The 21,424-nt window shown below is 73.0% G+C and carries 16 protein-coding genes and 1 tRNA gene; 2 read left to right on the top strand and 15 right to left on the bottom strand.

The window, feature by feature from the left end; genetic code table 11:
* Positions 1–231: 231 nt before the first annotated feature.
* The 14 genes from BLU55_RS18140 to argS form a co-directional block, all read right to left on the bottom strand.
* On the bottom strand, positions 232–1,359 hold the full coding sequence (locus BLU55_RS18140) for a glycosyltransferase family 4 protein (RefSeq protein ID WP_091732648.1): 1,128 nt from the start codon (positions 1,357–1,359) through the stop codon (positions 232–234).
* A complete protein-coding gene (locus tag BLU55_RS18135) occupies positions 1,352–2,023 on the bottom strand; it encodes an L-threonylcarbamoyladenylate synthase (RefSeq protein ID WP_231916949.1) in 672 nt (223 codons plus the stop codon). The genes BLU55_RS18140 and BLU55_RS18135 overlap by 8 nt, the downstream gene beginning before the upstream one ends.
* Positions 2,024–2,028: 5 nt before the next feature.
* Positions 2,029–2,916, bottom strand: a complete 888-nt coding sequence (prmC, locus tag BLU55_RS18130; RefSeq protein WP_091732642.1) for a peptide chain release factor N(5)-glutamine methyltransferase — start codon at positions 2,914–2,916, stop codon at positions 2,029–2,031.
* A complete protein-coding gene (gene prfA / locus BLU55_RS18125) occupies positions 2,913–3,995 on the bottom strand; it encodes a peptide chain release factor 1 (RefSeq protein ID WP_091732639.1) in 1,083 nt (360 codons plus the stop codon). The genes prmC and prfA overlap by 4 nt, the downstream gene beginning before the upstream one ends.
* A 140-nt stretch (positions 3,996–4,135) precedes the next feature.
* Positions 4,136–4,351, bottom strand: coding sequence for a 50S ribosomal protein L31 (gene rpmE / locus BLU55_RS18120; protein WP_091732636.1), 216 nt, complete (start codon positions 4,349–4,351; stop codon positions 4,136–4,138).
* A gap of 178 nt (positions 4,352–4,529) precedes the next feature.
* Positions 4,530–5,975, bottom strand: coding sequence for a glycosyltransferase family 2 protein (locus BLU55_RS18115; protein WP_091732633.1), 1,446 nt, complete (start codon positions 5,973–5,975; stop codon positions 4,530–4,532).
* Complete coding sequence (locus BLU55_RS18110; RefSeq protein ID WP_157682938.1) at positions 5,972–7,051, bottom strand: HEAT repeat domain-containing protein; 1,080 nt, start codon at positions 7,049–7,051, stop codon at positions 5,972–5,974. Before BLU55_RS18110 ends, BLU55_RS18115 begins: the two co-directional genes overlap by 4 nt.
* A 30-nt stretch (positions 7,052–7,081) precedes the next feature.
* Positions 7,082–7,453, bottom strand: a complete 372-nt coding sequence (locus BLU55_RS18105; protein ID WP_056536822.1) for a response regulator transcription factor — start codon at positions 7,451–7,453, stop codon at positions 7,082–7,084.
* An 88-nt stretch (positions 7,454–7,541) separates the two neighbouring features.
* Entirely contained in the window at positions 7,542–9,692 is a 2,151-nt protein-coding gene (gene rho, locus BLU55_RS18100; RefSeq protein WP_091732627.1) for a transcription termination factor Rho, read from the bottom strand.
* Between the two features lie 196 nt (positions 9,693–9,888).
* Positions 9,889–10,770, bottom strand: coding sequence for a homoserine kinase (gene thrB / locus BLU55_RS18095; protein ID WP_231916948.1), 882 nt, complete (start codon positions 10,768–10,770; stop codon positions 9,889–9,891).
* A 73-nt stretch (positions 10,771–10,843) separates the two neighbouring features.
* Positions 10,844–11,956: a threonine synthase gene (gene thrC, locus BLU55_RS18090; protein WP_091732625.1), complete on the bottom strand. Its 1,113-nt coding sequence runs from the start codon at positions 11,954–11,956 to the stop codon at positions 10,844–10,846.
* Positions 11,953–13,305, bottom strand: coding sequence for a homoserine dehydrogenase (locus tag BLU55_RS18085; protein WP_091732622.1), 1,353 nt, complete (start codon positions 13,303–13,305; stop codon positions 11,953–11,955). Before BLU55_RS18085 ends, thrC begins: the two co-directional genes overlap by 4 nt.
* 114 nt (positions 13,306–13,419) lie before the next feature.
* Complete coding sequence (gene lysA / locus BLU55_RS18080; RefSeq protein WP_091732619.1) at positions 13,420–14,814, bottom strand: diaminopimelate decarboxylase; 1,395 nt, start codon at positions 14,812–14,814, stop codon at positions 13,420–13,422.
* Between the two features lie 7 nt (positions 14,815–14,821).
* Positions 14,822–16,477 (bottom strand): arginine--tRNA ligase, encoded by a 1,656-nt coding sequence (argS, locus tag BLU55_RS18075; protein ID WP_157682937.1) that lies wholly within the window; start codon positions 16,475–16,477, stop codon positions 14,822–14,824.
* A gap of 81 nt (positions 16,478–16,558) precedes the next feature.
* On the opposite strand from argS, the gene BLU55_RS18070 reads away from it, so the two are divergent.
* Positions 16,559–16,634: transfer RNA gene (locus BLU55_RS18070), tRNA-Arg, on the top strand.
* Positions 16,635–16,719: 85 nt separating this feature from the next.
* On the opposite strand, the gene BLU55_RS18065 is transcribed toward BLU55_RS18070, so the two are convergent.
* A complete protein-coding gene (locus tag BLU55_RS18065) occupies positions 16,720–17,253 on the bottom strand; it encodes a CAP domain-containing protein (protein WP_091732613.1) in 534 nt (177 codons plus the stop codon).
* 246 nt (positions 17,254–17,499) lie between these two features.
* On the opposite strand from BLU55_RS18065, the gene BLU55_RS18060 reads away from it, so the two are divergent.
* The gene (locus BLU55_RS18060) at positions 17,500–21,414 is read left to right on the top strand and encodes a multifunctional oxoglutarate decarboxylase/oxoglutarate dehydrogenase thiamine pyrophosphate-binding subunit/dihydrolipoyllysine-residue succinyltransferase subunit (RefSeq protein ID WP_456237712.1); all 3,915 of its coding nucleotides are present in this window, start codon (positions 17,500–17,502) and stop codon (positions 21,412–21,414) included.
* The last annotated feature ends 10 nt before the right edge of the window (positions 21,415–21,424 follow it).

Below are 21,424 nucleotides of genomic sequence, written 5' to 3'. Positions count from 1 at the left end.
GGGCCGCGGAACCGACCCCGGGGCGCCCGGGGGGTGCGAGCCCCTCGTCGGGGCGGACGGTCGTCGTCATTGGCGGCCTCATCGTCGTCGTCGGATGACTCTTTCACGTGCGCGACGTGGCTGTCATCTGGCGGGTGGCGGTGCTTGTGAAAACTAGCACAAGGTCGCGGGACGCCGCCAACCACGCGGGCCGCCCGTGGACCCCTCGAGGGCGTCGTCAGCCCGGCGTCGTCACCCCGGGAGGGCCGCGGGACGCTGGAGCCGCGGCAGCAGGAAGGTGAGGGCGACGTTGAGGACGAAGCCGCCCGCCAGCAGCGCGTAGACCACCGGCCCGGAGTAGAGCCCGACGAGCACCCCGCCGAAGGCCAGCAGGCCGGCCCAGAGCCAGATGATGAGGACCGCGCGGCGCTGGCTGTGGCCGACCTCGAGCAGGCGGTGGTGCAGGTGCTCCTTGTCGGGCTGGTAGAACGCCTGGCCGCGGCGGGTGCGGCGGACCACGGCCAGCACCAGGTCGGCCATCGGGACGATGAGGATCACGACCGGCAGCAGCACCGGGATCAGCATCACGAAGGTCGACTGCCCCAGCCCCCCGTCGCGCTGCACCGAGACGGTCGCGAACTGCCCGGTCAGCGTCAGCGCCGACCCGGACAGCACCATGCCGAGCAGCATCGAGCCGGAGTCCCCCATGAAGATCCGCGCCGGGAAGAAGTTGTGCGGCAGGAACCCCGCGCAGGCACCGCCCATCGCGGCGCAGAGCAGGGCCGCGGTGATCGCGAGGGTCTCGCCGTTGAGGGTGGCCAGCTGGTAGGAGAACAGGAAGAAGGCACCGGCCCCGATGAGGACCACTCCCCCGGCGAGGCCGTCGAGCCCGTCGACGAAGTTGACGGCGTTCATCACGCTCACCACCAGCAGCACGGTGAGCAGCGCCCCCTGGGTGGGGTCGAGCGAGAGCTGGCCGACGCCGGGCAGCCGCACGGAGTAGAGCTTGACGCCGTTGAGCACCAGCACGCCGGCCGCCACGACCTGCCCGCCCAGCTTGGTGAGGGCGTCGAGCTCGATCAGGTCGTCGAGCACGCCCACGGCGCAGATCATCGCCCCCGCGACCAGCACCCACAGCGAGTCGTGCAGCACCGCCGGCTGGGCGGTCGAGAGGAACGGCAGGTGGAAGGCGAGCAGCAGCCCCGCCGCGAGCCCGCCGAGCATCGCCACGCCCCCGAAGTAGGGGATGGGCGTGGCGTGGACGTCGCGGTCGCGCACCCGGGCCACGGCGCCGGACCTGATGGCCGCCTCGCGGGCGAAGACGCAGAGCAGGTAGCTCACGACCCCGGCCACGAGGAAGACCACGAGGTACTCACGCACCCGGCGCGTCCTCCAGCGTCGCGCCGAGGCCCGCGAGGACCTCGCGCAGCTCCTCGCGGGAGATGGCGCCCTCGCGCAGCACGCGGGGCGCCTCGGCCGTGCAGTCGACGATGGTCGAGGAGACCCCGCCCCGGCTGGGCCCGCCGTCGAGGACCACCTCGACGTGCTCGCCCAGCATCTGCTCGGCCTCCTCGGCGGTGGTCGCCGCGGGCTGCCCGGACAGGTTGGCCGAGGAGACGGCCAGCGGGCCGGTGCGGCCCAGCAGGTCGAGGGCGTCCTGGTCGTCGGGCATCCGCACCGCGACGGTGCCGCGGGTCTCGCCGAGGTCCCAGCGCAGCGACGGCTGCTGGCGGCACACCAGCGTCAGCGGGCCGGGCCAGTAGCGCTCGGTCAGCCCCGCCACCCAGCCGGGTCGCTCGCCCGCGAGCGCGTCCAGGGTCGTGGCGGTCGAGATCAGCACGGGCGGCGGCATGTCGCGGCCCCGGCCCTTGGCGTCGAGCAGCCGCTGCACCCCGTCGGCGTCGAAGGCGTCCACGCCGATGCCGTAGACGGTGTCGGTGGGCAGCACGACCAGCTGGCCGCGGCGCACGGCACCGACCGCGGCCGACAGCGCGGCCTCGCGTCCCTCGTCGTCGCTGAGGTCGTAGCGGGTCGCGGTGGTCACGGACGTCATCGTGCCAGCCGCGCCGTGACGAAGCGCGGACGACCTGCCAGGTCGCGGTGGTCGCGCACCTCGGTCCAGCGCCCGGTGGCGGCGAAGACCGCGACGGCCGAGTCGCCCTGGACGTCGGCGTGCTCGGCGCCCATCCAGCCGCCGGGCGCCAGCAGCCGGGCCGCGGTGCGCTCGAGCACGCGCATCGCGTCGAGCCCGTCGTCGCCGGACCACAGCGCCAGGGCGGGGTCGTGGTCGCGCGCCTCGGCGGCCACGCCCTCGAACTCCGTGAGCGGGATGTACGGCGGGTTGCAGACCACCACGTCGACCCGGCCGTCGAGGTCGGGGAAGGAGCCGTCCATGTCGCCCAGCCGCAGGTCGACCCCGGTGCCGGCGAGGTTGCGGGTGGCCCACGCGTGGGCGTCCTCGCCGAGCTCGACGGCGTGGACCTCTGCGTCGACGCCGCGACCCGGCAGCTCGTCGGCCAGGCTGAGCGCGATCGCCCCCGAGCCCGTGCACAGGTCCACCACGACCGGGCGCCGGATCTGCGCCACCGCGTCCGGCGGGCGGGAGGACCGCTCCACCACCCGGTCCACCGCCCAGCCGGCGAGCAGCTCGGTCTCGGGCCGGGGGACGAACACGCCGGGGCCGACCGCGAGCCCGACGTGGCGGAAGAACGCGGTGCCGGTCAGGTGCTGCAGCGGCTCGCGACCCGCGCGGCGGCGCACCAGCGCGTCGTACCGGACGGCCTGCTCCGGCTCGACGGCGTCGAGCAGCGGCAGCCGCGCGCGCGGCACGCCGGTCACGTGGGCCAGCAGCTCGGCAGCGTCGTGCTCGGGGCTGGCCACCCCGGCCGCCTCCAGCACCAGCGCGGCCTCCCGCACCAGGGCGCGGGGACGGCTCACGTGCCGAGCGCCTCGAGCCGGGTCGCCATGTCGGCGGCGACCGAGGAGCCGATGACGGCCTCGAGGTCCCCGTCGAGCACCCGGTCGAGGTCGTAGGACTTGTAGCCGGTGCGGTGGTCGGAGATGCGGTTCTCCGAGTAGTTGTAGGTCCGGATCCGCTCGGAGCGGTCGACGGTGCGCACCTGCGAGCGGCGGGCGTCGCTGGCCTCGGCGTCGGCGGCCTCCTGGGCGGCGGCGAGGAGCCGGGCGCGCAGGATCCGCATCGCGGACTCCTTGTTCTGCAGCTGCGACTTCTCGTTCTGGCAGCTGGCGACGATGCCGGTCGGCACGTGGGTGATCCGCACGGCCGAGTCGGTGGTGTTGACGCTCTGGCCGCCGGGGCCGCTGGAGCGGTAGACGTCGATGCGCAGGTCGTTGTCGTGGACCTCGACGTCGACCTGCTCGGCCTCCGGCATCACCAGGACGCCGGCAGCGCTGGTGTGCACCCGGCCCTGGCTCTCGGTGACGGGCACGCGCTGCACGCGGTGCACGCCGCCCTCGAACTTGAGCAGGGCGTACGGCGCCTCGCCGGGCTCCGGGGTGCCCTTGGCCTTGACCGCGACCGTCACCGACTTGTAGCCGCCGAGGTCGGACTCGGTGGCGTCGATGACCTGGGTCGACCAGCCGTGGCGCTCGGCGTAGCGGGAGTACATCCGCAGCAGGTCGGCCGCGAACAGGGCCGACTCCTCGCCGCCCTCGCCGGACTTCACCTCGAGGATGACGTCCTTGCCGTCGGCGGCGTCGCGCGGCACCAGCAGCTGGCGCAGCCGCTCGGCCACCTGGACGCGGCGGGCGGCCAGCTGCTCGGCCTCCGCGGCGAAGGCGGCGCCGTCGTCGGGGTCGCCGGCCAGCTCGCGGGCGGCCTCGGCGTCGTCACCGAGCTGCTCCCACTCGGCGTGGGTGCGCAGGACGGCGCTGAGCTCGGCGTAGCGCTGCCCCAGCCGCCGGGCCAGCGCCGGGTCGCTGTGCACCGAGGGGTCCGCGAGCCGGGCCTCCAGCTCCGCGTGCTCCTGCGCCAGCGTGGCGACGGCGTCGAACAAGTGCGCTCCTGAGGTGGTCGCGGTTTCCCAAGGGCCCTTGGGAAACAGCCACTCCCCGGGCGTTGCGCAGCCCGGGGAGTGGCGGGTCAGCCAGGGGACCGGGGACACCGGTCGCCCGGTGAGCCCGGGTCCAGGAGGTGCTACTTGCCCTGCTTCTTGGCGTAGCGGGCCTCGAAGCGGGCCACGCGGCCGCCGGTGTCGAGGATCTTCTGCTTGCCCGTGTAGAAGGGGTGGCAGTTGGAGCAGACCTCGGAGCGGATCTCGCCGCTGGCCTTGGTGCTGCGCGTGGTGAACGTGTTGCCACAGGTGCAGCGCACCTCGGTGGTCACGTAGTTCGGGTGGATGTCCTTCTGCATGGGTGTTCCTCTCGCGTCCTCGGCGCCGGGTCGCCCCTCGAGCGAGGGACGTGAACCGGACCAGCGGGTGATTCTGCCACCCCGGCCCCGGTGGGGCCAATCGGGCGACACCGGCTCAACAGCGCCCCGCGCCCCCGTGTTCCCGGGGGCGCTCCCCCACCTGACGGAGCACGGCCCGTCAGGTGCGGCGGTCGAAGCCCTGTCGCTTCATGTCGCCCCACACGTGGGCCGAGCCGCGCCACGCGTCGATCGCCCCGCGCATCCGCCACCAGGCGGTGAGCTGGCGGTAGCCGATGTTCTCCTCGACCGCCGACCAGACCGCGACCAGCAGGCCGGGGATGCCGCGGTAGCGGCGGTAGGACATCTCCTCCACCAGCAGCGCGACCAGGCTCATCACGATGGCGAAGGCGATGGAGGTCGACAGCAGGACGACCACGACCGGCAGGCTGACCCAGTCGGCCGGGACCAGGCCGGTCTCCCCCAGGCCCAGGAGCACCAGGACGACCGCGAAGTAGACGAGCCCGAAGACCTCGATGAAGGGGGCGAGCAGCTCGAAGAGCAGGAACCACGGCATCGTGATCATCCCGATGAACCCGTAGCGCGGCCGGAGCAGCATCCCGCGGTGGCGCGCGAAGATCTCGGCCAGGCCGCGGTGCCAGCGCCGGCGCTGCTTGCGCAGCACGTCGACGGTCTCGGGGGCCTCGGTCCACGCCACCGGCTCGGAGACGAACACGATCCGGCCGTCGACGTCGTTGTCGCCCATCCAGCGGTAGAGGCGCACGACGAGCTCGGCGTCCTCGCCGATGCAGTCGGTGGCCACGCCCCCGACCTCGAAGAGGATGTCGCGCCGGAACATGCCGAACGCGCCCGAGATGATGAGCAGCCCGCCGGCGGCCGACCAGCCGGCGCGGCCGATGAGGAAGGCGCGGAGGTACTCCACGACCTGGACCCGCGGCAGCCAGCGCGTGGGCATCCGGATGTCGGTGACGCGGCCCTGGGCGATGGTCGAGCCGTTGGCCACGCGGACCACGCCGCCCGAGGCGATCACCCGCTCGGGGTCGTCGGCGAAGGGGCGCGAGACGTGGAGCAGGGCGTCGGGGTCGAGCAGCGAGTCGGCGTCGACCATGCAGACCAGCTCCTTGCGGGCCACGTTGATGCCCGTGTTGAGCGCGTCGGCCTTGCCGCCGTTGGCCTTGCAGACCAGGAGCAGGTCCATCGCGCCGCGGGTGCTGACGTAGCAGCGCAGCACCTCGCCCTTGGTGGCCACCATCGGCGCCTGGGCCAGGGGCAGCTCGACCATGTCGAACGCCTCGACCATGGTCGCGACGGTCGAGTCGCGGGAGCCGTCGTCGATGACGATGACCTCGAAGTCCGGGTAGCGCAGCGAGGTCATGGCCTGCACCGAGGCCACGATCGTCAGCTCCTCGTCGTACGCCGGCATCAGCACGGAGACGCCGCGGGCCAGGGGCTCGGCGAAGCTCTCGTCGTACGCCGCGAACCGGACCTTGCGCCGGTACGCCGCGAAGTCGCCCATCGCGAGCAGCGAGAGCACGATGAAGCTGGCGTTGATGGCCACGGAGTAGGCGATGAAGAACCAGCCCAGCAGCCACAGCAGGGTGGTCATCCGCGTGCCCCCCGGATCGCGTCGAGCGCGAGCGCCTCCACGGCGTACGGCGAGGAGCTGGCCTCCAGCATCGCCCGGCCACCGGGGCCGAGCTCGAGCAGGGCCCGCGCCGCCTGCCGGGACACCTGCGGCTCCTGCTCGTCGACCACGTCGGCCAGGCTGTCGACCGCCACCGAGGAGCCGATCGAGCCCAGGGCGTGGGCCGCCCCGGCGCGGACGTTGGGGCGGGGGTCGAGCAGCGCCTCGACCAGGGCGGGGATGCTCTCCGGGGCGCCGATGCGGCCCAGCGCCTCGGCGCAGGCTCCAGCGAACGACGGGTTGGCCGAGACGAGGCCCTCGGTGAGCACCTCGACGGCCTCGCGGTCGCCGATCAGGCCGAGCACGGCGGCCGCCGGGTCGAGGTGGAGGTGCTCGCCGGAGCGCAGCTCCTGGGCGAGCACGGCGCGCAGCTCGGGTGCCGCCTCGGGACCGAGCCGGTCCAGCGCGTAGGTGAGGTCGCGGGTCAGGCGGGTGTCGCGCTCGCCGAGCACCAGCAGGGGGCGCACCGCCCGGGGGTCGCCCATGTTGCCGAGCGCCCGGACCGCGACCCGCCGCACCAGGAAGCTGGGGTCGTCGAGCAGGGCCACCACCCGGTCGAGGTGGACCCGGAGCCCGAGCATGCCGAGGGCGAAGGCGCCGCGGCAGCGGCGCACGGCCGACCGCGAGGCGACCTGGGCCAGGGCGTGGGCCTCGGCCCCCTGCGCCAGCAGCAGCTGCACCAGCTGGTCGCGCGAGTCGCCCTTGAGCTTGGGCAGCATCTCGAAGATCTGGCGCTCGACGCGGTCCTGCTCGCGCCCGCGCAGGGCGCCCAGCTGCTGCGCCGCGGCGCCGGACTCCTCGGCCTCGCCCATGACGAGGTCGAAGATCTGCAGTCGCGTCAGGTCGGCCGCGCGGGTGCGACGGTCGGCGACGACGTCGCGGACGGCGCGGATCACCACGAGCAGCACGAACACCACGACCGCGAGCACCACGAAGACGACGAGCAGCCACCAGCTGAGGCGGAGGAAGCCGCCCGTGTCCGGGACGCTGCCCGGCATCACCCCTCGGCTCCGAGGGACGTCATGCGATCAGCGGCTGCGGGCGAGGACGGCCGAGACGCGGGAGGCGAGCTCCCGCGGGCTGAAGGGCTTGACGATGTAGTCGTCCGCCCCCGCCTCGAACCCCTGCTCGATGTCGGACTCCTGGGCCCGGGCCGTCAGCATGATGATCGGCAGGCCGTCCATCGAGGCGTCCTGGCGCAGGGCGCGCGCGGCGTCGAGGCCGCTCATGCCCGGCATCATCACGTCGAGGATGACCAGGTCGGGCTTCTCCGCGCTGCACGCCTCGACCGCAGCGGCGCCGTCACCGACCGGCACGACGTCGTGCCCCCCGTGGCGCAGCTTGAAGACGACGAGCTCGCGGATGTCCGCGTCGTCGTCGGCGATCACGATGCGAGCCATTGGTTCCCCTCGAAGTCACAGGACACGTCTCGGAGAGCATATCCACATCAGCCGGTTCCCGCGGGCAAATCGGACGCGGCGCCGGGGGTCAGTCTCCCTGGGCGAGGGACTCCGGGGTCGACTTCTGGACCGACACGAGGAACTCGAGGTTGTTCTGGGAGGACCGCAGCCGCCCCAGGAGCAGCTCCTGCGCCCGCTGGGGGTCCAGGCCCGAGAGCACGCGGCGCAGCTTCCACACGATGGCCAGCTCCTCCTGGCTCATCAGGAGCTCCTCGCGGCGGGTCCCCGAGCGGACGGCGTCGATGGCGGGGAAGCTGCGCTGGTCCGCGAAGTCGCTGCGCAGCCGGACCTCCATGTTGCCGGTGCCCTTGAGCTCCTCGAAGATCACCTCGTCGACCTTGGAGCCGCTCTCGACGAGCGCGGTCGCGATGATGGTGAGCGAGCCGCCGTTCTCGATGTTGCGGGCGGCGCCGAAGAAGCGCTTGGGCGGGTGCAGCGCCGCCGAGTCCACGCCGCCGGAGAGGATCCGGCCGCTGGCCGGCGAGGCCAGGTTGTACGCCCGGCCCAGCCGGGTCAGGCCGTCGAGCAGCACGACGACGTCGTGGCCGAGCTCGACCAGCCGCTTGGCCCGCTCGATGGCGAGCTCGGCGACGATGGTGTGGTCGACGGCCGGCCGGTCGAAGGTCGAGCTGATGACCTCGCCCTTGACCGAGCGCTCGAAGTCGGTGACCTCCTCGGGGCGCTCGTCGACGAGGACCACCATGAGGTGGCACTCGGGGTTGTTGGTCGTGATCGACTCCGCCAGGGACTGCAGCACCGTCGTCTTGCCGGCCTTGGCCGGCGACACGACCAGGCCGCGCTGGCCCTTGCCGATCGGTGCCGCGAGGTCGATGACGCGACCGATGAGGTTGCTCGACGTGGTCTCCAGGCGCAGCCGCTCGGAGGGGTAGAGCGGGGTCAGCTTGGCGAACTCCGTGCGCGAGCGCGCCGTCTCCGGGTCGGCCCCGTTGACGCTGTCGAGGCGCACCAGCGGGTTGAACTTCTCCTTGCGCTCCCCCTCCCGCGGCTGCCGGACCTGGCCGGTGACGGCGTCGCCGCGGCGCAGGCCGTAGCGGCGGACCATGGACATCGAGACGTAGACGTCGTCGGTGCCGGGCAAGTAGCCGCTCGTGCGCACGAAGGCGTAGTTGTCCATCAGGTCGAGGATGCCCGCGCACGGCGTGAGCACGTCGTCCTCGAGGATCTGCAGGTCGGGCTCGTTGCGGCTGCTGCTGCGCGCGGTGGTGGGCGCCGGCCCGGTGGTCTGGCGGTCGCGGCCCCGACGGCGGCGGTTGCGGCGGCTGCCGCCGTCCTCGTCGTCGTCCCGGTCGTTGGAGCGGTCGTTGGCCCGGTCGTTGGAGCGGTCGTTGCGGTCGTTGCCGCCCTGGTTGCCGCGGTCGTTGCCCTGGTTGCCGCGGTCGTTGCCCTGGTTGCCGCGGTCGTTGCCCTGGTTGCCCTGGTTGCCGCGGTCGCTGTTCCGGGTGCGGCGGTCGTCGTCCTGCGAGCCGTTGTCACGGTTGTCCTGGGTGTTCTGGCCGCGGCGGTCGCCGTCCTGCTGGCCGTTGTTCCGCTGGCCGTTGTCCTGCTGGCCGTTGTTCCGCTGGCCGTTGTCCTGCTGGGCGTTCTGGCGGTCGCGGCGACGCTGGCCGGCGCCCTCCTGGCGCGACGGGTCGCCCTCGCGGGGCTCCTCGCCCGGCTGGCCGCCCTGACCGCTGCCCTGACCGCCCTGGCGGCGACGGCGGGAACCCTGCTCGGGACCCTGCTCGGGGGCCTGGTCACGGCCGGCAGCCGACGCCTCGGCGGCCGGCGGCGAGGACGCGGCCGGCTGCTCGGCGGGCCTCTCGGCCGGCTGCTCGGTCGGGCGCTCGGTCGGGCGCTGGGTCGGCTGCTCCGAGGGGCGGTCCTGGGACCGTCGGCCGCGGCGCTCGCCGGCGCCCTGCTCGGGGCGGTCGGCCCGCTCCTGCGCCTGGCCGGGGCGCTGGTTGGGGCGCTGCTCGGGGCGCTCGCTCCGCTGGGGCGCCTGATGCGCCTTGATCGCGTCGACGATCGCACCCTTGCGCAGGCCGGACACCTTGATGCCGAGCCCGCCGGCGAGCTGCTTGAGCTCGGGCAGCAGCATGGCGTCGAGGCCGCTCTTGCGCCGCCCGGAGGCGGGCTGGTCCGACGAGGCGTCGGGAGCGGTGTCGGTGGTCTCGGTCATGTGGGGTCCTCCCCCTGCTCGGCTGCGGCGGCAGTGCGCCGCGGCGTGCGTGGTCGTTGCTACCGGCCACACAGGAGGGACCTGGCGCACGTGAGGTGCGCGAGGGCCGCCCGAGAGCGTGGAAGAAGCCGGTGTGACGTCGCGATGCGTCGGTTCCCTGGTGCCTGTCGGCCCGGTCGCCGGTCGTGACGCGCGGTCAATGTAGCACGCGGGCACCGGCGCCACCGGGCCGCTGGAACAGCGCCCGCCAGCCGTCCGGAGCCTGGGCGAGCAGGTCGTCCACAGCGCTCTGACCAGGCACGGAGTCGACCACGAAGGCCAGCACCGTCGGACCGGCACCGGAGATCACGGCGGGCGTCCCGGCGGCGCGCAGCCGCTCCACCAGGGCCCACGACTCGGGCATCGCGGGCTCCCGCTGGCGCTGGTGGAGGAAGTCCTCGGTGCCGCGGAGCAGCAGCGACGGCTCCCCCGCCAGCGCCGCGACGAGCAGCGCGGCGCGCCCGGTGTTGGCGGCGGCCTCGGCGTGCGGCACCTGGGCGGGCAGCAGTCCCCGCGCCACGTCGGTGCGCACGCCGTGCGGCGGCACCAGCACCACGGCCGCGACGCGGGGGTCCAGCGGCACCCGCTGCGCCCAGACGTCGTCGTCGGCCTGGCCCGAGACCACGAGGCCGCCGAGCAGGGCCGGGGCCACGTTGTCCGGGTGGCCCTCGAGCTCGTTGGCGAGGTGGAGCAGCTCGGTGTCGTCGACCCGCTGGTCACCGTCCACGACCAGGCCGCGGGCCAGCACCAGGCCGCCCACGATCGCCGCCGACGACGACCCGAGGCCGCGGCTGTGCGGCAGCCGGTTGCGGCAGGTCAGCCGCAGGCCAGGCGGCTGCTCACCGAGGGTGGCCCACAGCGCCCGCATCGCGCGCACGACGAGGTGGCGGTCGTCGAGCGGGACCTCGTCGGCCCCCTCGCCCTCGACCAGCACCTCGAGGCCGGACGGCAGCACCTCGCCGACGAGGGTGTCGCAGAGCTCGAGCGCGAGGCCGAGGCAGTCGAAGCCGGGACCGAGGTTGGCGCTGGTCGCGGGCACCTCGACCCTCACCGGGTCCCCGGCCCACCTCAGCGGGCCGCCCGGGACGTCGGCCGGCTGCTCCCCGGCCACCTCAGGCGAGCCCGGCGGCGGCCGCGGCCGCGTCGACGTCCGCGTCGCAGACCGTGTCCACCAGGTCGGTGAAGGTCGACAGCGCCGTGTCGATGTCCTTGAGGCCGTGACCGGTGACCGTGACCACGACGCGCTGCCCGTCGTAGCGCACGCCCTCGGCGGCCTCGAGCAGCAGCCCGGCCACGCCCGCGGCGGAGGCCGGCTCGACGAAGACCCCGTCGCTCGAGGCGAGCTCGCGCTGCGCGTGCAGGATCTGCTCGTCGGAGACCGCGCGGAAGCGACCGCCGGAAGCACGGGCCGCCTCGACCGCGAGGTCCCAGGAGGCGGGGTTGCCGATCCGGATCGCCGAGGCGACGGTCTCGGGGTCGGTGACCGGCGCGCCCTGGACCAGCGGCGCGGAGCCCGCGGCCTGCCAGCCGCGCATCACGGGCAGCTTGCGGGACTCGCCGCTGCTCAGCGACTCGCGGTAGCCCAGCCAGTACGCCGAGATGTTGCCCGCGTTGCCGGTCGGCAGCACGTGGACGTCCGGGGCGTCGCCGAGGACGTCGACGATCTCGAACGACGCGGTCTTCTGGCCCTGGAGCCGCATCGGGTTGACCGAGTTGACCAGCGCCACCGGGTAGTCGTCGGCCAGGCCGCGCGAGAGCCGCAGGCAGTCGTCGAAGTTGCCGCGGACCATGATGACCTGGGCGCCGTGCAGGATCGCCTGGGCGAGCTTGCCGGCGGCGATCTTGCCCTGGGGCACCAGCACGAGAGGCTTGACCCGGGCCTTCGCGGCGTACGCCGCCATGGCCGCCGAGGTGTTGCCGGTGGAGGCGCACACCACGGCCTCGGCGCCCTCGCCGACGGCGACCGAGAGGGCCACGGTCATGCCGCGGTCCTTGAAGGAGCCGGTCGGGTTGTTGCCCTCGACCTTGAGCCACACGCTGCCGCCGGTGACCTCGGAGAGCCACGCCGACTCGACCAGGGGGGTGCCGCCCTCGCCGAGGGAGATGACCGGGGTGCCGGCGGGGATGTCGAGGCGGTCGCCGTACTCCTCGATCACGCCGCGCCACTGGCGCGTGGCGCGCGCCGGGGCGGCCGAGGTGGGGTGCGGGCTGGTCTGGGTGCTCACTCGGACTCTCCTTCGACGCGCATCACCGACGAGACGTCGCGGACGTTGGCCATCCCCCGCAGGGTGTCGACGGTGGCGGCGAGGTCGGCGTCGCTGGCGCGGTGGGAGACCACGACCAGCTGGGCGTCGTCGCCCCGGCCCTCCTGGCGCACGGTCTGGATCGAGACGCCGTGCTCGGCGAAGGCCAGCGCGACCGCGGCGAGCACGCCCGCCTTGTCGTCGACGTCGATCTGCACGTGGTAGCGGGTCTGGGTGCTGCCCATGTCGAGCACCGGGAGGTCGGCGTACGACGACTCGCCGGCGCCGCGCACGTCGGCCAGCCGGTTGCGAGCCACCGTGACGAGGTCGCCCATGACCGCGCTGGCCGTCGGGGAGCCACCGGCGCCGGGGCCGTAGAACATCAGCTGGCCGGCGGCCTGGCTCTCCACGAACACCGCGTTGTAGGCCTCGCGGACGCTGGCGAGCGGGTGGCTGCGCGGGATCATCGCGGGGTGCACGCGCGCCGAGACGGCGGGGCCGTCGGGCCCCTCCTGGACCGCGCAGATCGCGAGCAGCTTGACCACGCAGCCCATCTCGGCGGCCGAGGCCACGTCGCTGGCGGTGACCTCCGCGATGCCCTCGCGGTGCACGTCGGCGGCGGTCACCCGGGTGTGGAAGGCCAGGCTGGCCAGGATGGCCGCCTTGGCGGCGGCGTCGAAGCCCTCGACGTCGGCGGTCGGGTCGGCCTCGGCGTACCCCAGGTCCTGGGCCTCCTGGAGCGCCTCGTCGAAGCCCGCGCCGGAGCTGTCCATCCGGTCGAGGATGAAGTTGGTGGTGCCGTTGACGATGCCGAGCACGCGGGTGACCTGGTCGCCGGCGAGCGACTCGCGCAGCGGGCGCAGGATCGGGATGGCCCCGGCGACCGCCGCCTCGTAGTAGAGGTCGCGGCCGGCCTTCTCGGCGGCGGCGAACAGCGTGCTGCCGTCCTCGGCGAGCAGCGCCTTGTTGGCCGAGACCACGCTCGCGCCGTGCTCCAGCGCCGCGAGGATGAGCGACCGGGCCGGCTCGATGCCGCCGATGACCTCGACGACCACGTCGACGTCGTCGCGGGTCACCAGGGCGTGGGCGTCGAGGGTGAACAGCTCCTCGGGCAGGTCGACGTCGCGCGCCAGGCCGAGGCGGCGCACGGCGATGCCGACGAGCTCGACGGGGGCGCCGACCCGGGCCGCGAGGTCACCGGCCTGCTCCTGGAGCAGCCGGGCGACCTGGGAGCCGACGACGCCGCACCCGAGCAGCGCCACCCGGACCGGTCGCCCCTGCGGGGTGGCCGGCGTGGCGGGGAGGACGGAGGAGGGCGAGTGCTGGTTCATCGCCGCACATCCTCCCACCGTCCCGGTCCGCGGTCCGCATCCATCCGTCTGGTGGTGCAGCCCGGGACCTCGCGCCCGGCCGGGGCAGACCCCGGAGGAGGGCCGGAGGAAGGCTCAGCCGAGGTCGGTCGCGAGCAGGTCCTCGAGGGTCTCGCGGCGCACCAGCACCCGGGAGCGGCCCTCGCGCACGGCCACGACCGGCGGCCGCAGGGCGTGGTTGTAGTTGCTGGCCATCGAGCGGCAGTAGGCCCCCGTCGCGGGCACGGCGATCAGGTCGCCCGCCGCCACGTCGCCGGGCAGGAACTCGTCCTTGACCACGATGTCGCCGGCCTCGCAGTGCTTGCCCACCACCCGGCTCAGCAGGACCGGGGCGTCGGAGCGCCGGCTGGCCAGGGTGCAGGAGTAGTCCGCGTCGTACAGCGCGGTGCGGATGTTGTCGCTCATGCCGCCGTCGACCGAGACGTAGGTCCGCACGGCGCCGCCGTCGAGCTCGACCGCCTTGACCGTGCCGACCTCGTAGACCGTGCACATCGAGGGGCCGACGATGGCGCGCCCGGGCTCGATCGAGAGCCGCGGCACCTCCAGGCCGCGGGCGGCGCACTCGTCGCGGACGATCGCGGTCATCTCGGTGGCCAGGCGCGCGGGCTCGGCCGGGTCGTCCTGGGTGGTGTAGGCGATCCCGAAGCCGCCGCCGAGGTCGAGCTCGGGCAGCTGCACGCCGGTCTCCTCGGCGACCTGCTGGTGCAGCGCGAGCACCCGCCGGGCCGCCACCTCGAAGCCGGCGGTGTCGAAGATCTGGGAGCCGATGTGGGAGTGCAGCCCGCGCAGCTCCAGGCCCGGCGTCTCGCGGATCTGGCGCACGGCGGCCAGGGCGTCGCCGGAGCTGATCGAGAAGCCGAACTTCTGGTCCTCGTGCGCGGTCGCGATGTACTCGTGGGTGTGCGCCTCGACGCCCGCCGTCACGCGCACCATCACGCGGGCGGTGCGCCCGGTCTCGGCCACGAGCTCGCCGAGCCGGGTGATCTCGTGGAAGGAGTCGACCACGATCCGCCCGACGCCCAGCTCGAGCGCCCGCCGCAGCTCGGCGGGCGTCTTGTTGTTGCCGTGGAGCTCCACGCGCTCCATCGGGAAGCGCGCCCGCTCGGCCACGGCGAGCTCGCCGGCCGTGCAGACGTCGAGGTGCAGGCCCTCCTGCTCGACCCAGCGGGCCACCTCGGTGCACAGGAACGCCTTGCCGGCGTAGTAGACGTCGATGCCCGCGAAGCCGTCGCGGAACGCGCGGGCGCGGCTGCGGAAGTCCACCTCGTCCAGCACGTACGCCGCGGAGCCGTGCTCGGCGACCAGGTCCGGCAGCCGCACGCCCCCCACCTCCAGCACGCCGTCGACCTTGGTCGCCGTGCGGGACCACAGCTGCGGGACCAGCTCGTTGACGTCCTGGGGGTCGCGCAGCCATGCGGGTCCCCGGACGGAGACGGCCGCATGCGCCCAGCCGGCCTCGTGCGCCCTCACGGCCGCCTCACATCCGCTCGGGCGCGGAGACGCCGAGCAGGCCGAGGCCGTTGGCCAGGACCACGCGGGTGGCGTCGACGAGCAGCAGCCGGGCGGCGTGCAGCTCGCCCGCCTCCTCGTCGCCCATCGGGAGCACCCGGCAGCTGTCGTAGAACCGGTGGTAGGTGCCGGCCAGCTCCTCCAGGTAGCGCGCGACGCGGTGCGGCGCGCGCAGCTCGGCGGCGCTGGTGACCACGCGCGGGAACTCCGCGAGCGCCCGCAGCAGCACGCCCTCCTTCTCGTGGGTCAGCAGCTCGGGGTGCGAGGCCGCCTCGACCCCCAGGTCGGCGGCGTTGCGCAGCAGGCTGGAGACCCGGGCGTGGGCGTACTGCACGGTGAAGACCGGGTTGTCGTTGGACTGGGTCGCCCACACGTCGAGGTCCAGGTCGATGTTGGAGTCGCTGGAGTAGCGCGCGAGGGCGTAGCGGGCGGCGTCCACCCCGATCGCCCCGACCAGGTCGTCGATCGTCACCACGGTGCCGGCGCGCTTGGACATCCGCAGCGGCTGGCCGTCGCGGACCAGGTTGACCATCTGGCCGATGAGGATCTCGAGGTTGACCCCCGGCTGGTCGCCGAAGGCGGCGCACATCGCCATCATCCGGCCGACGTAGCCGTGGTGGTCGGCGCCCAGCATGATGAAGCAGCGGTCGAAGCCGCGGCTGCGCTTGTCGAGGTAGTAGGCCAGGTCGCCGGACAGGTAGGACCCGTTGCCGTCGGACTTGACGATCACCCGGTCCTTGTCGTCGCCGAACTGCTCGGTGCGCAGCCACAGCGCGCCGTCCTGCTCGTAGGTGTTGCCGAGCTCGGTCAGCCGGGCGACGGCCTTGTCGACCGCGCCCGAGCGGTGCAGCTCGTCCTCGTGGAAGTAGACGTCGAAGTCGACCCCGAAGTCGTGCAGGCTCTGCTTGATCTCGGTGAACATCAGGTCGACGCCGACCTCGCGGAAGACCTCCTGGGCCTCGTCGTCCGGCAGGTCCAGGACGTCGGGGCGCCGGGCGACCACGGCAGCGGCGATGTCGTCGATGTAGAGCCCGCCGTAGCCGTCCTCGGGCACCGGCCGGCCCTGCGCGCTGGCGAGCAGCGACCCGGTGAAGCGGTCGATCTGGCCCCCGTGGTCGTTGAAGTAGTACTCCCGGGTGACCTGGGCCCCGGTCATGGTGAAGATGCGTCCCAGGGCGTCGCCCACGGCGGCCCAGCGCACGCCGCCGATGTGGATCGGGCCGGTCGGGTTGGCCGAGACGAACTCGAGGTTGATCTGCTCGCCCGCGAACGCCTCGGTGCTGCCGTACGCCGCTCCGGCGGCCACCACGTCGGCCGCCACCTGGCCCTGCGCGTCGGCGGCCACGGTCACGTTGAGGAAGCCCGGTCCGGCGACGTCGACGGCGCTGATGCCCTTGGCGGCGCGCAGCCGCTCGGCGAGCTGCTCGGCCAGGGCGCGGGGGTTGGTGCCGGCCTTCCGGGCCAGCTGCAGCGCCACGTTGGTGGCGTAGTCGCCGTGGCTGCGCTGCCGCGGTCGCTCCACGGTCACCTCGGCCGGGACACCGTCCGGCAGGGCGAGGGAGCCGGCGTCCACCAGGGCGGTGAGGGCGTCGACGACGGTCGAGGAGAGCTGGGCGGGATTCACCCTCCCAGGGTATCGGCGGGCACCGGTTTCCCCCTCACGAGCATCGCCCGGTACTGTTCGGGATCGCGCCGCGAGGCGCTTGCCTCCGTAGCTCAGGGGATAGAGCACTGGTTTCCGGTACCAGGTGTCGCAGGTTCGAATCCTGCCGGAGGCACCACCTGATCGAGCACGTGCGAAGGCCCGCAGCCACCGGCTGCGGGCCTTCGTCGTGCGCGGGTCGTGCGGGTCCTGCCGGGAGCGGCTCAGCCGCCGAAGACCTGGCCCACGTAGGTGCGGCCGGTGTCGGTCGAGCGCCACGCGTCGGTGCCCAGGTAGCGGTAGCGCGGGTTGAGGATGTTGCGCCGGTGACCGGGGCTGGCCATCCACATCTTGACGACCTGCTGGGCCGAGAGGCTGCCACCGCTCCAGGCGAGGTTCTCCCCCGCCGTGCGCAGGTCGCAGCGCCGCAGGATCGGGCCCAGCGACTGGTGGACCATCGTGTCGGCGGCCGCGAGGTGGCGCGTCCAGCTGGTCGCGTAGCGGTCGGGGCAGGTGGCCGGCTTGAGCGGCTTGAGGCCGTGCTTGGTGCGCACGGCGTTGGTGGCGTCGAGCACCTGGGCGTCGTACGACGCGCCCACGGAGGCCACGCCGCCGTCGGCCGCCAGGGCGGGCGCCGGCACGAGCGTCGCGCCGCCCACGAGCGCGAGACCGCCCAGGACGGAGGCGGCGAGCCGGCGGCGGATGCGAGCGAGCGGTGCGTGAGCCAGGTGTCCCCGGATCGGGTCGTGGTGACGCATGTGCGTTCCCCTTCGAGTCGGCCCCCGTCAAGAATTGCCACTACCGTGCCACATACCGGCCAAAACGGTCAGCAGAGTGGGGGAACTGATCATGAAATCTCGGTTTCGTCCGCTTCCACCTCTCCCGACGACCGGTGTGACCTCCGTGACAGCACCCCCCAAAGGCCCGGCTGGCCTGCACCGGGCACGGCCTGGGGTCTAGCCTTGACGGGGAACTCACACCCACGCGCGTTGGAAGAGGCGAAACTGGCCGTGCCCGAGTCGACCGAAGAGAGCTCACCCTCCGGGTTCGGAGCCAACGAATGGCTCGTGGACGAGATGTACGAGCGGTTCCAGCGCGACCCCCACAGCGTCGACCAGGTGTGGTGGGACTTCTTCGGCAAGGACGCCCGCAACGGCTCCTCGGGCAGCACGGCGGCCGGCACCTCCCAGGCCGGCGACCGGGCCGCCGACCAGGCCCCCGACCGGGCCCCCGCGGCCGACGCTCCCGCGTCGCCGGGCGCCTCCAACGGCCACGCCCACATCGTGGAGTCCACCGGCGCGCCCAAGCGCCGTCCGCAGGCCTCGCGGCCCGCGCCCTCCACCCCCACCCGACCGTCCACGACGTCACCGACCCACGACCCGAAGCAGGCGGAGCAGTTGTCCGAGCAGAAGTTCTCGTCCACGTCCACCCCGGCGAAGGAGGGGAGCGGCCAGGGCACGACGTCCAAGGCGGCCACGACGTCCAGCGGCTCGCGCAGCACCGGCCGCGCGGAGGCCGACCGCTCCCCCGAGGAGGCCGTCTCCGACGAGCCCCGCTACACCGTGCTGCGCGGGGCACCGGCCCGCACCGTGGCCAACATGGACGCCAGCCTCAGCGTCCCGACCGCGACCAGCGTGCGCACGGTGCCGGTCAAGCTGCTGTGGGACAACCGCATCGTCATCAACAACCACCTCGCCCGTGCCCGCGGCGGCAAGGTCTCCTTCACCCACCTGATCGGCTACGCGCTGGTCAAGGCGCTGCGCTCGATGCCGGAGATGAACGTCGGCTTCGACGTGGTCGACGGCAAGCCCAACCTCATCACCCCGGCCCACATCAACCTCGGCCTCGCGATCGACCTGCCCAAGCCCGACGGCACCCGCCAGCTGCTCGTGCCGAGCATCAAGGCCGCCGAGACGATGGACTTCGCGCAGTTCTGGACGGCGTACGAGGAGCTGGTGCGCAAGGCGCGCAACGGCAAGCTCGCCGTCACCGACTTCCAGGGCACCTCGATCAGCCTGACCAACCCCGGCACCATCGGCACCAACCACTCGGTGCCGCGGCTGATGAAGGGTCAGGGCGCCATCCTCGGCGTCGGCTCGATGGAGTACCCCGCGGCGTTCCAGGGCGCCTCGGAGGAGACCCTGACGCGCAACGCGATCAGCAAGATCATGACGCTGACCTCGACCTACGACCACCGCGTCATCCAGGGCGCGCAGTCGGGCGAGTTCCTGCGCCGGATCCACCAGCTGCTGCTGGGCGAGGAGGGCTTCTACGACGAGATCTTCCGGGCGCTGCGGATCCCCTACGAGCCGATCCGCTGGTCCAACGACATCTCGGCCAACCACGACGACGAGATCAGCAAGCAGGCCCGGATCCTCGAGCTGATCCACGCCTATCGGGTGCGCGGCCACATGATGGCCGACACCGACCCGCTGGAGTACAAGCAGCGCAGCCACCCCGACCTCGAGGTCGAGAGCCACGGCCTGACCCTGTGGGACCTCGACCGCGAGTTCGCCACCGGGTCCTTCGGCGGCGAGCGCCGCTTCATGAAGATGCGCTCCATCCTCGGCATCCTGCGCGACTCCTACTGCCGCACCGTCGGCATCGAGTACATGCACATCCAGGACCCCGAGCAGCGTCGCTGGATCCAGGAGCGGGTCGAGCAGCCGCACCGCAAGCCCCCGCGCGAGGAGCAGCTGCGGATCCTGCTCAAGCTCAACCAGGCCGAGGCGTTCGAGACCTTCCTGCAGACCAAGTTCGTCGGGCAGAAGCGCTTCAGCCTCGAGGGCGGCGAGACCACCGTCCCGCTGATCGACGAGATCTGCGAGGCCTCCGCCGAGGCCGGCCTCGACGAGGTCACCATCGGCATGGCCCACCGCGGCCGCCTCAACGTGCTGGCCAACATCGTCGGCAAGAGCTACAGCCAGATCTTCCGCGAGTTCGAGGGCAACATCGACCCGCGCACCGTCCAGGGCTCCGGCGACGTGAAGTACCACCTCGGCGCCGAGGGCGAGTTCGTCAGCGACAACGGCGACAAGGTCAAGGTGTCGGTCGCGGCCAACCCCTCCCACCTCGAGGCGGTCGACCCGGTGCTCGAGGGCATCGCGCGCGCCAAGCAAGACGTGCTCAACCAGGGCGAGGCCTTCCCCGTGCTGCCGCTGCTGGTGCACGGCGACGCCGCCTTCGCCGGCCAGGGCGTGGTGGCCGAGACGCTCAACCTCTCCCAGCTGCGCGGCTACCGCACCGGCGGCACCGTGCACGTCGTGGTCAACAACCAGGTCGGCTTCACCACCTCGCCCGCCGCGTCGCGCTCCTCGCTCTACTGCACCGACGTGGCCCGGATGGTCCAGGCGCCGATCTTCCACGTCAACGGCGACGACCCCGAGGCCTGCATCCGCGTGGCCCGGCTGGCCTTCGAGTACCGCCAGGCGTTCAACAAGGACGTCGTCATCGACCTGGTCTGCTACCGCCGTCGCGGCCACAACGAGGGCGACGACCCGTCGTACACGCAGCCGCTGATGTACGACCTGATCGAGCAGAAGCGCTCCGTGCGCAAGCTCTACACCGAGTCGCTCATCGGTCGTGGCGACATCACGCTGGAGGAGGCCGAGCAGGTCCTCAAGGACTACCAGCAGCAGCTCGAGCGCGTCTTCACCGAGGTCCGCGAGGCGACCTCGACCCCGGACAGCTGGACCACGGTCCCGGACTACCCGGAGAAGAGCCACGAGGAGTACACGACGGCGATCTCGCCCGAGGCGCTCAAGCGGATCTCCGACTCCTACGTCAGCGCCCCCGAGGGCTTCACGGTGCACCCCAAGGTGCTCCCACAGCTGCAGAAGCGCTCCGCCGCGATGACCGACGGCCCCATCGACTGGGGTGCCGGCGAGATCCTCGCCTTCGGCTCGCTGCTCATGGACGGCCGCCCGGTCCGGCTCTCGGGCCAGGACTCGCGACGCGGCACCTTCGCGAGCCGGTTCGCCACGATCATCGACCGCAAGAACGCCCACGAGTGGACGCCGCTGTCCAACCTCACCGAGGACCAGGCGAGCTTCTTCGTCTACGACTCGCTGCTCTCGGAGTACGCCGCCCTCGGGTTCGAGTACGGCTACTCCGTCGCGCGGCCCGACGCCCTGGTGGCGTGGGAGGCGCAGTTCGGCGACTTCGTCAACGGCGCCCAGACCGTCATCGACGAGTTCATCACCTCGGGCGAGACCAAGTGGGGCCAGCAGTCCGGCGTGGTGCTGCTGCTGCCGCACGGCTACGAGGGCCAGGGCCCCGACCACTCCTCGGCCCGCATCGAGCGGTTCCTCACCATGGGGGCCGACGACGCGTTCGTCGTCGCGCAGCCCTCCACCCCCGCGAGCTACTTCCACCTGCTGCGGCGCCACGCCCTCGGCGACCGGCACCGGCCGATGGTCGTGTTCACGCCCAAGTCGATGCTGCGCCGCAAGGAGGCCGCATCCCGGCCCGAGGACTTCACCAGCGGCACCTTCCAGCCGCTGGTGCCCGACACCCAGGTCGACCCCGAGAAGGTCCACACCCTGGTGCTGTGCAGCGGCCGGATCACGTGGGACCTGATGGTCCACCGCGAGAAGACGCAGGGCGACGCCAAGACGACGGCCATCGCGCGCCTCGAGCAGCTCTACCCCCGCCCCGAGCAGGAGCTGCTCGCCGAGGTCGCGAAGTACCCGAACCTGCGCGCCGTCCGGTGGGTGCAGGACGAGCCCGCCAACATGGGCCCGGCGCCGCACCTGCGCCTCAACCTGTTCCCGCTGCTCGACCTGCCCGTCGAGGTCGTCTCGCGCGCGGCGTCCAGCTCCCCCGCCGTGGGCCAGGCCAAGCGCCACACCGAGGAGAACAAGACGCTGATGTCGGCGGCCTTCGAGGAGCCCCGCGGCCTCGCCGAGGAGAAGTACTAGGAGTCGCTGC

The sequence above is a fragment of the Nocardioides scoriae genome (genome assembly GCF_900104965.1).
Classification (GTDB): Bacteria; Actinomycetota; Actinomycetes; order Propionibacteriales; family Nocardioidaceae; genus Marmoricola; species Marmoricola scoriae.
The sequence above is the reverse complement of the archived record's forward strand: the minus strand, read 5'-3'. Positions and strand labels throughout refer to the sequence as shown.

Coding starts and splice junctions, on each gene's coding strand:
- BLU55_RS18105 (WP_056536822.1), bottom strand. CDS start 7,453: ATGGCTCGCATCGTGATCGCCGACGACGACGCGGACATCCGCGAGCTC.
- BLU55_RS18115 (WP_091732633.1), bottom strand. CDS start 5,975: ATGACCACCCTGCTGTGGCTGCTGGGCTGGTTCTTCATCGCCTACTCC.
- BLU55_RS18065 (WP_091732613.1), bottom strand. CDS start 17,253: ATGCGTCACCACGACCCGATCCGGGGACACCTGGCTCACGCACCGCTC.
- BLU55_RS18110 (WP_157682938.1), bottom strand. CDS start 7,051: ATGCCGGGCAGCGTCCCGGACACGGGCGGCTTCCTCCGCCTCAGCTGG.
- rho (WP_091732627.1), bottom strand. CDS start 9,692: ATGACCGAGACCACCGACACCGCTCCCGACGCCTCGTCGGACCAGCCC.
- rpmE (WP_091732636.1), bottom strand. CDS start 4,351: ATGCAGAAGGACATCCACCCGAACTACGTGACCACCGAGGTGCGCTGC.
- BLU55_RS18085 (WP_091732622.1), bottom strand. CDS start 13,305: ATGAACCAGCACTCGCCCTCCTCCGTCCTCCCCGCCACGCCGGCCACC.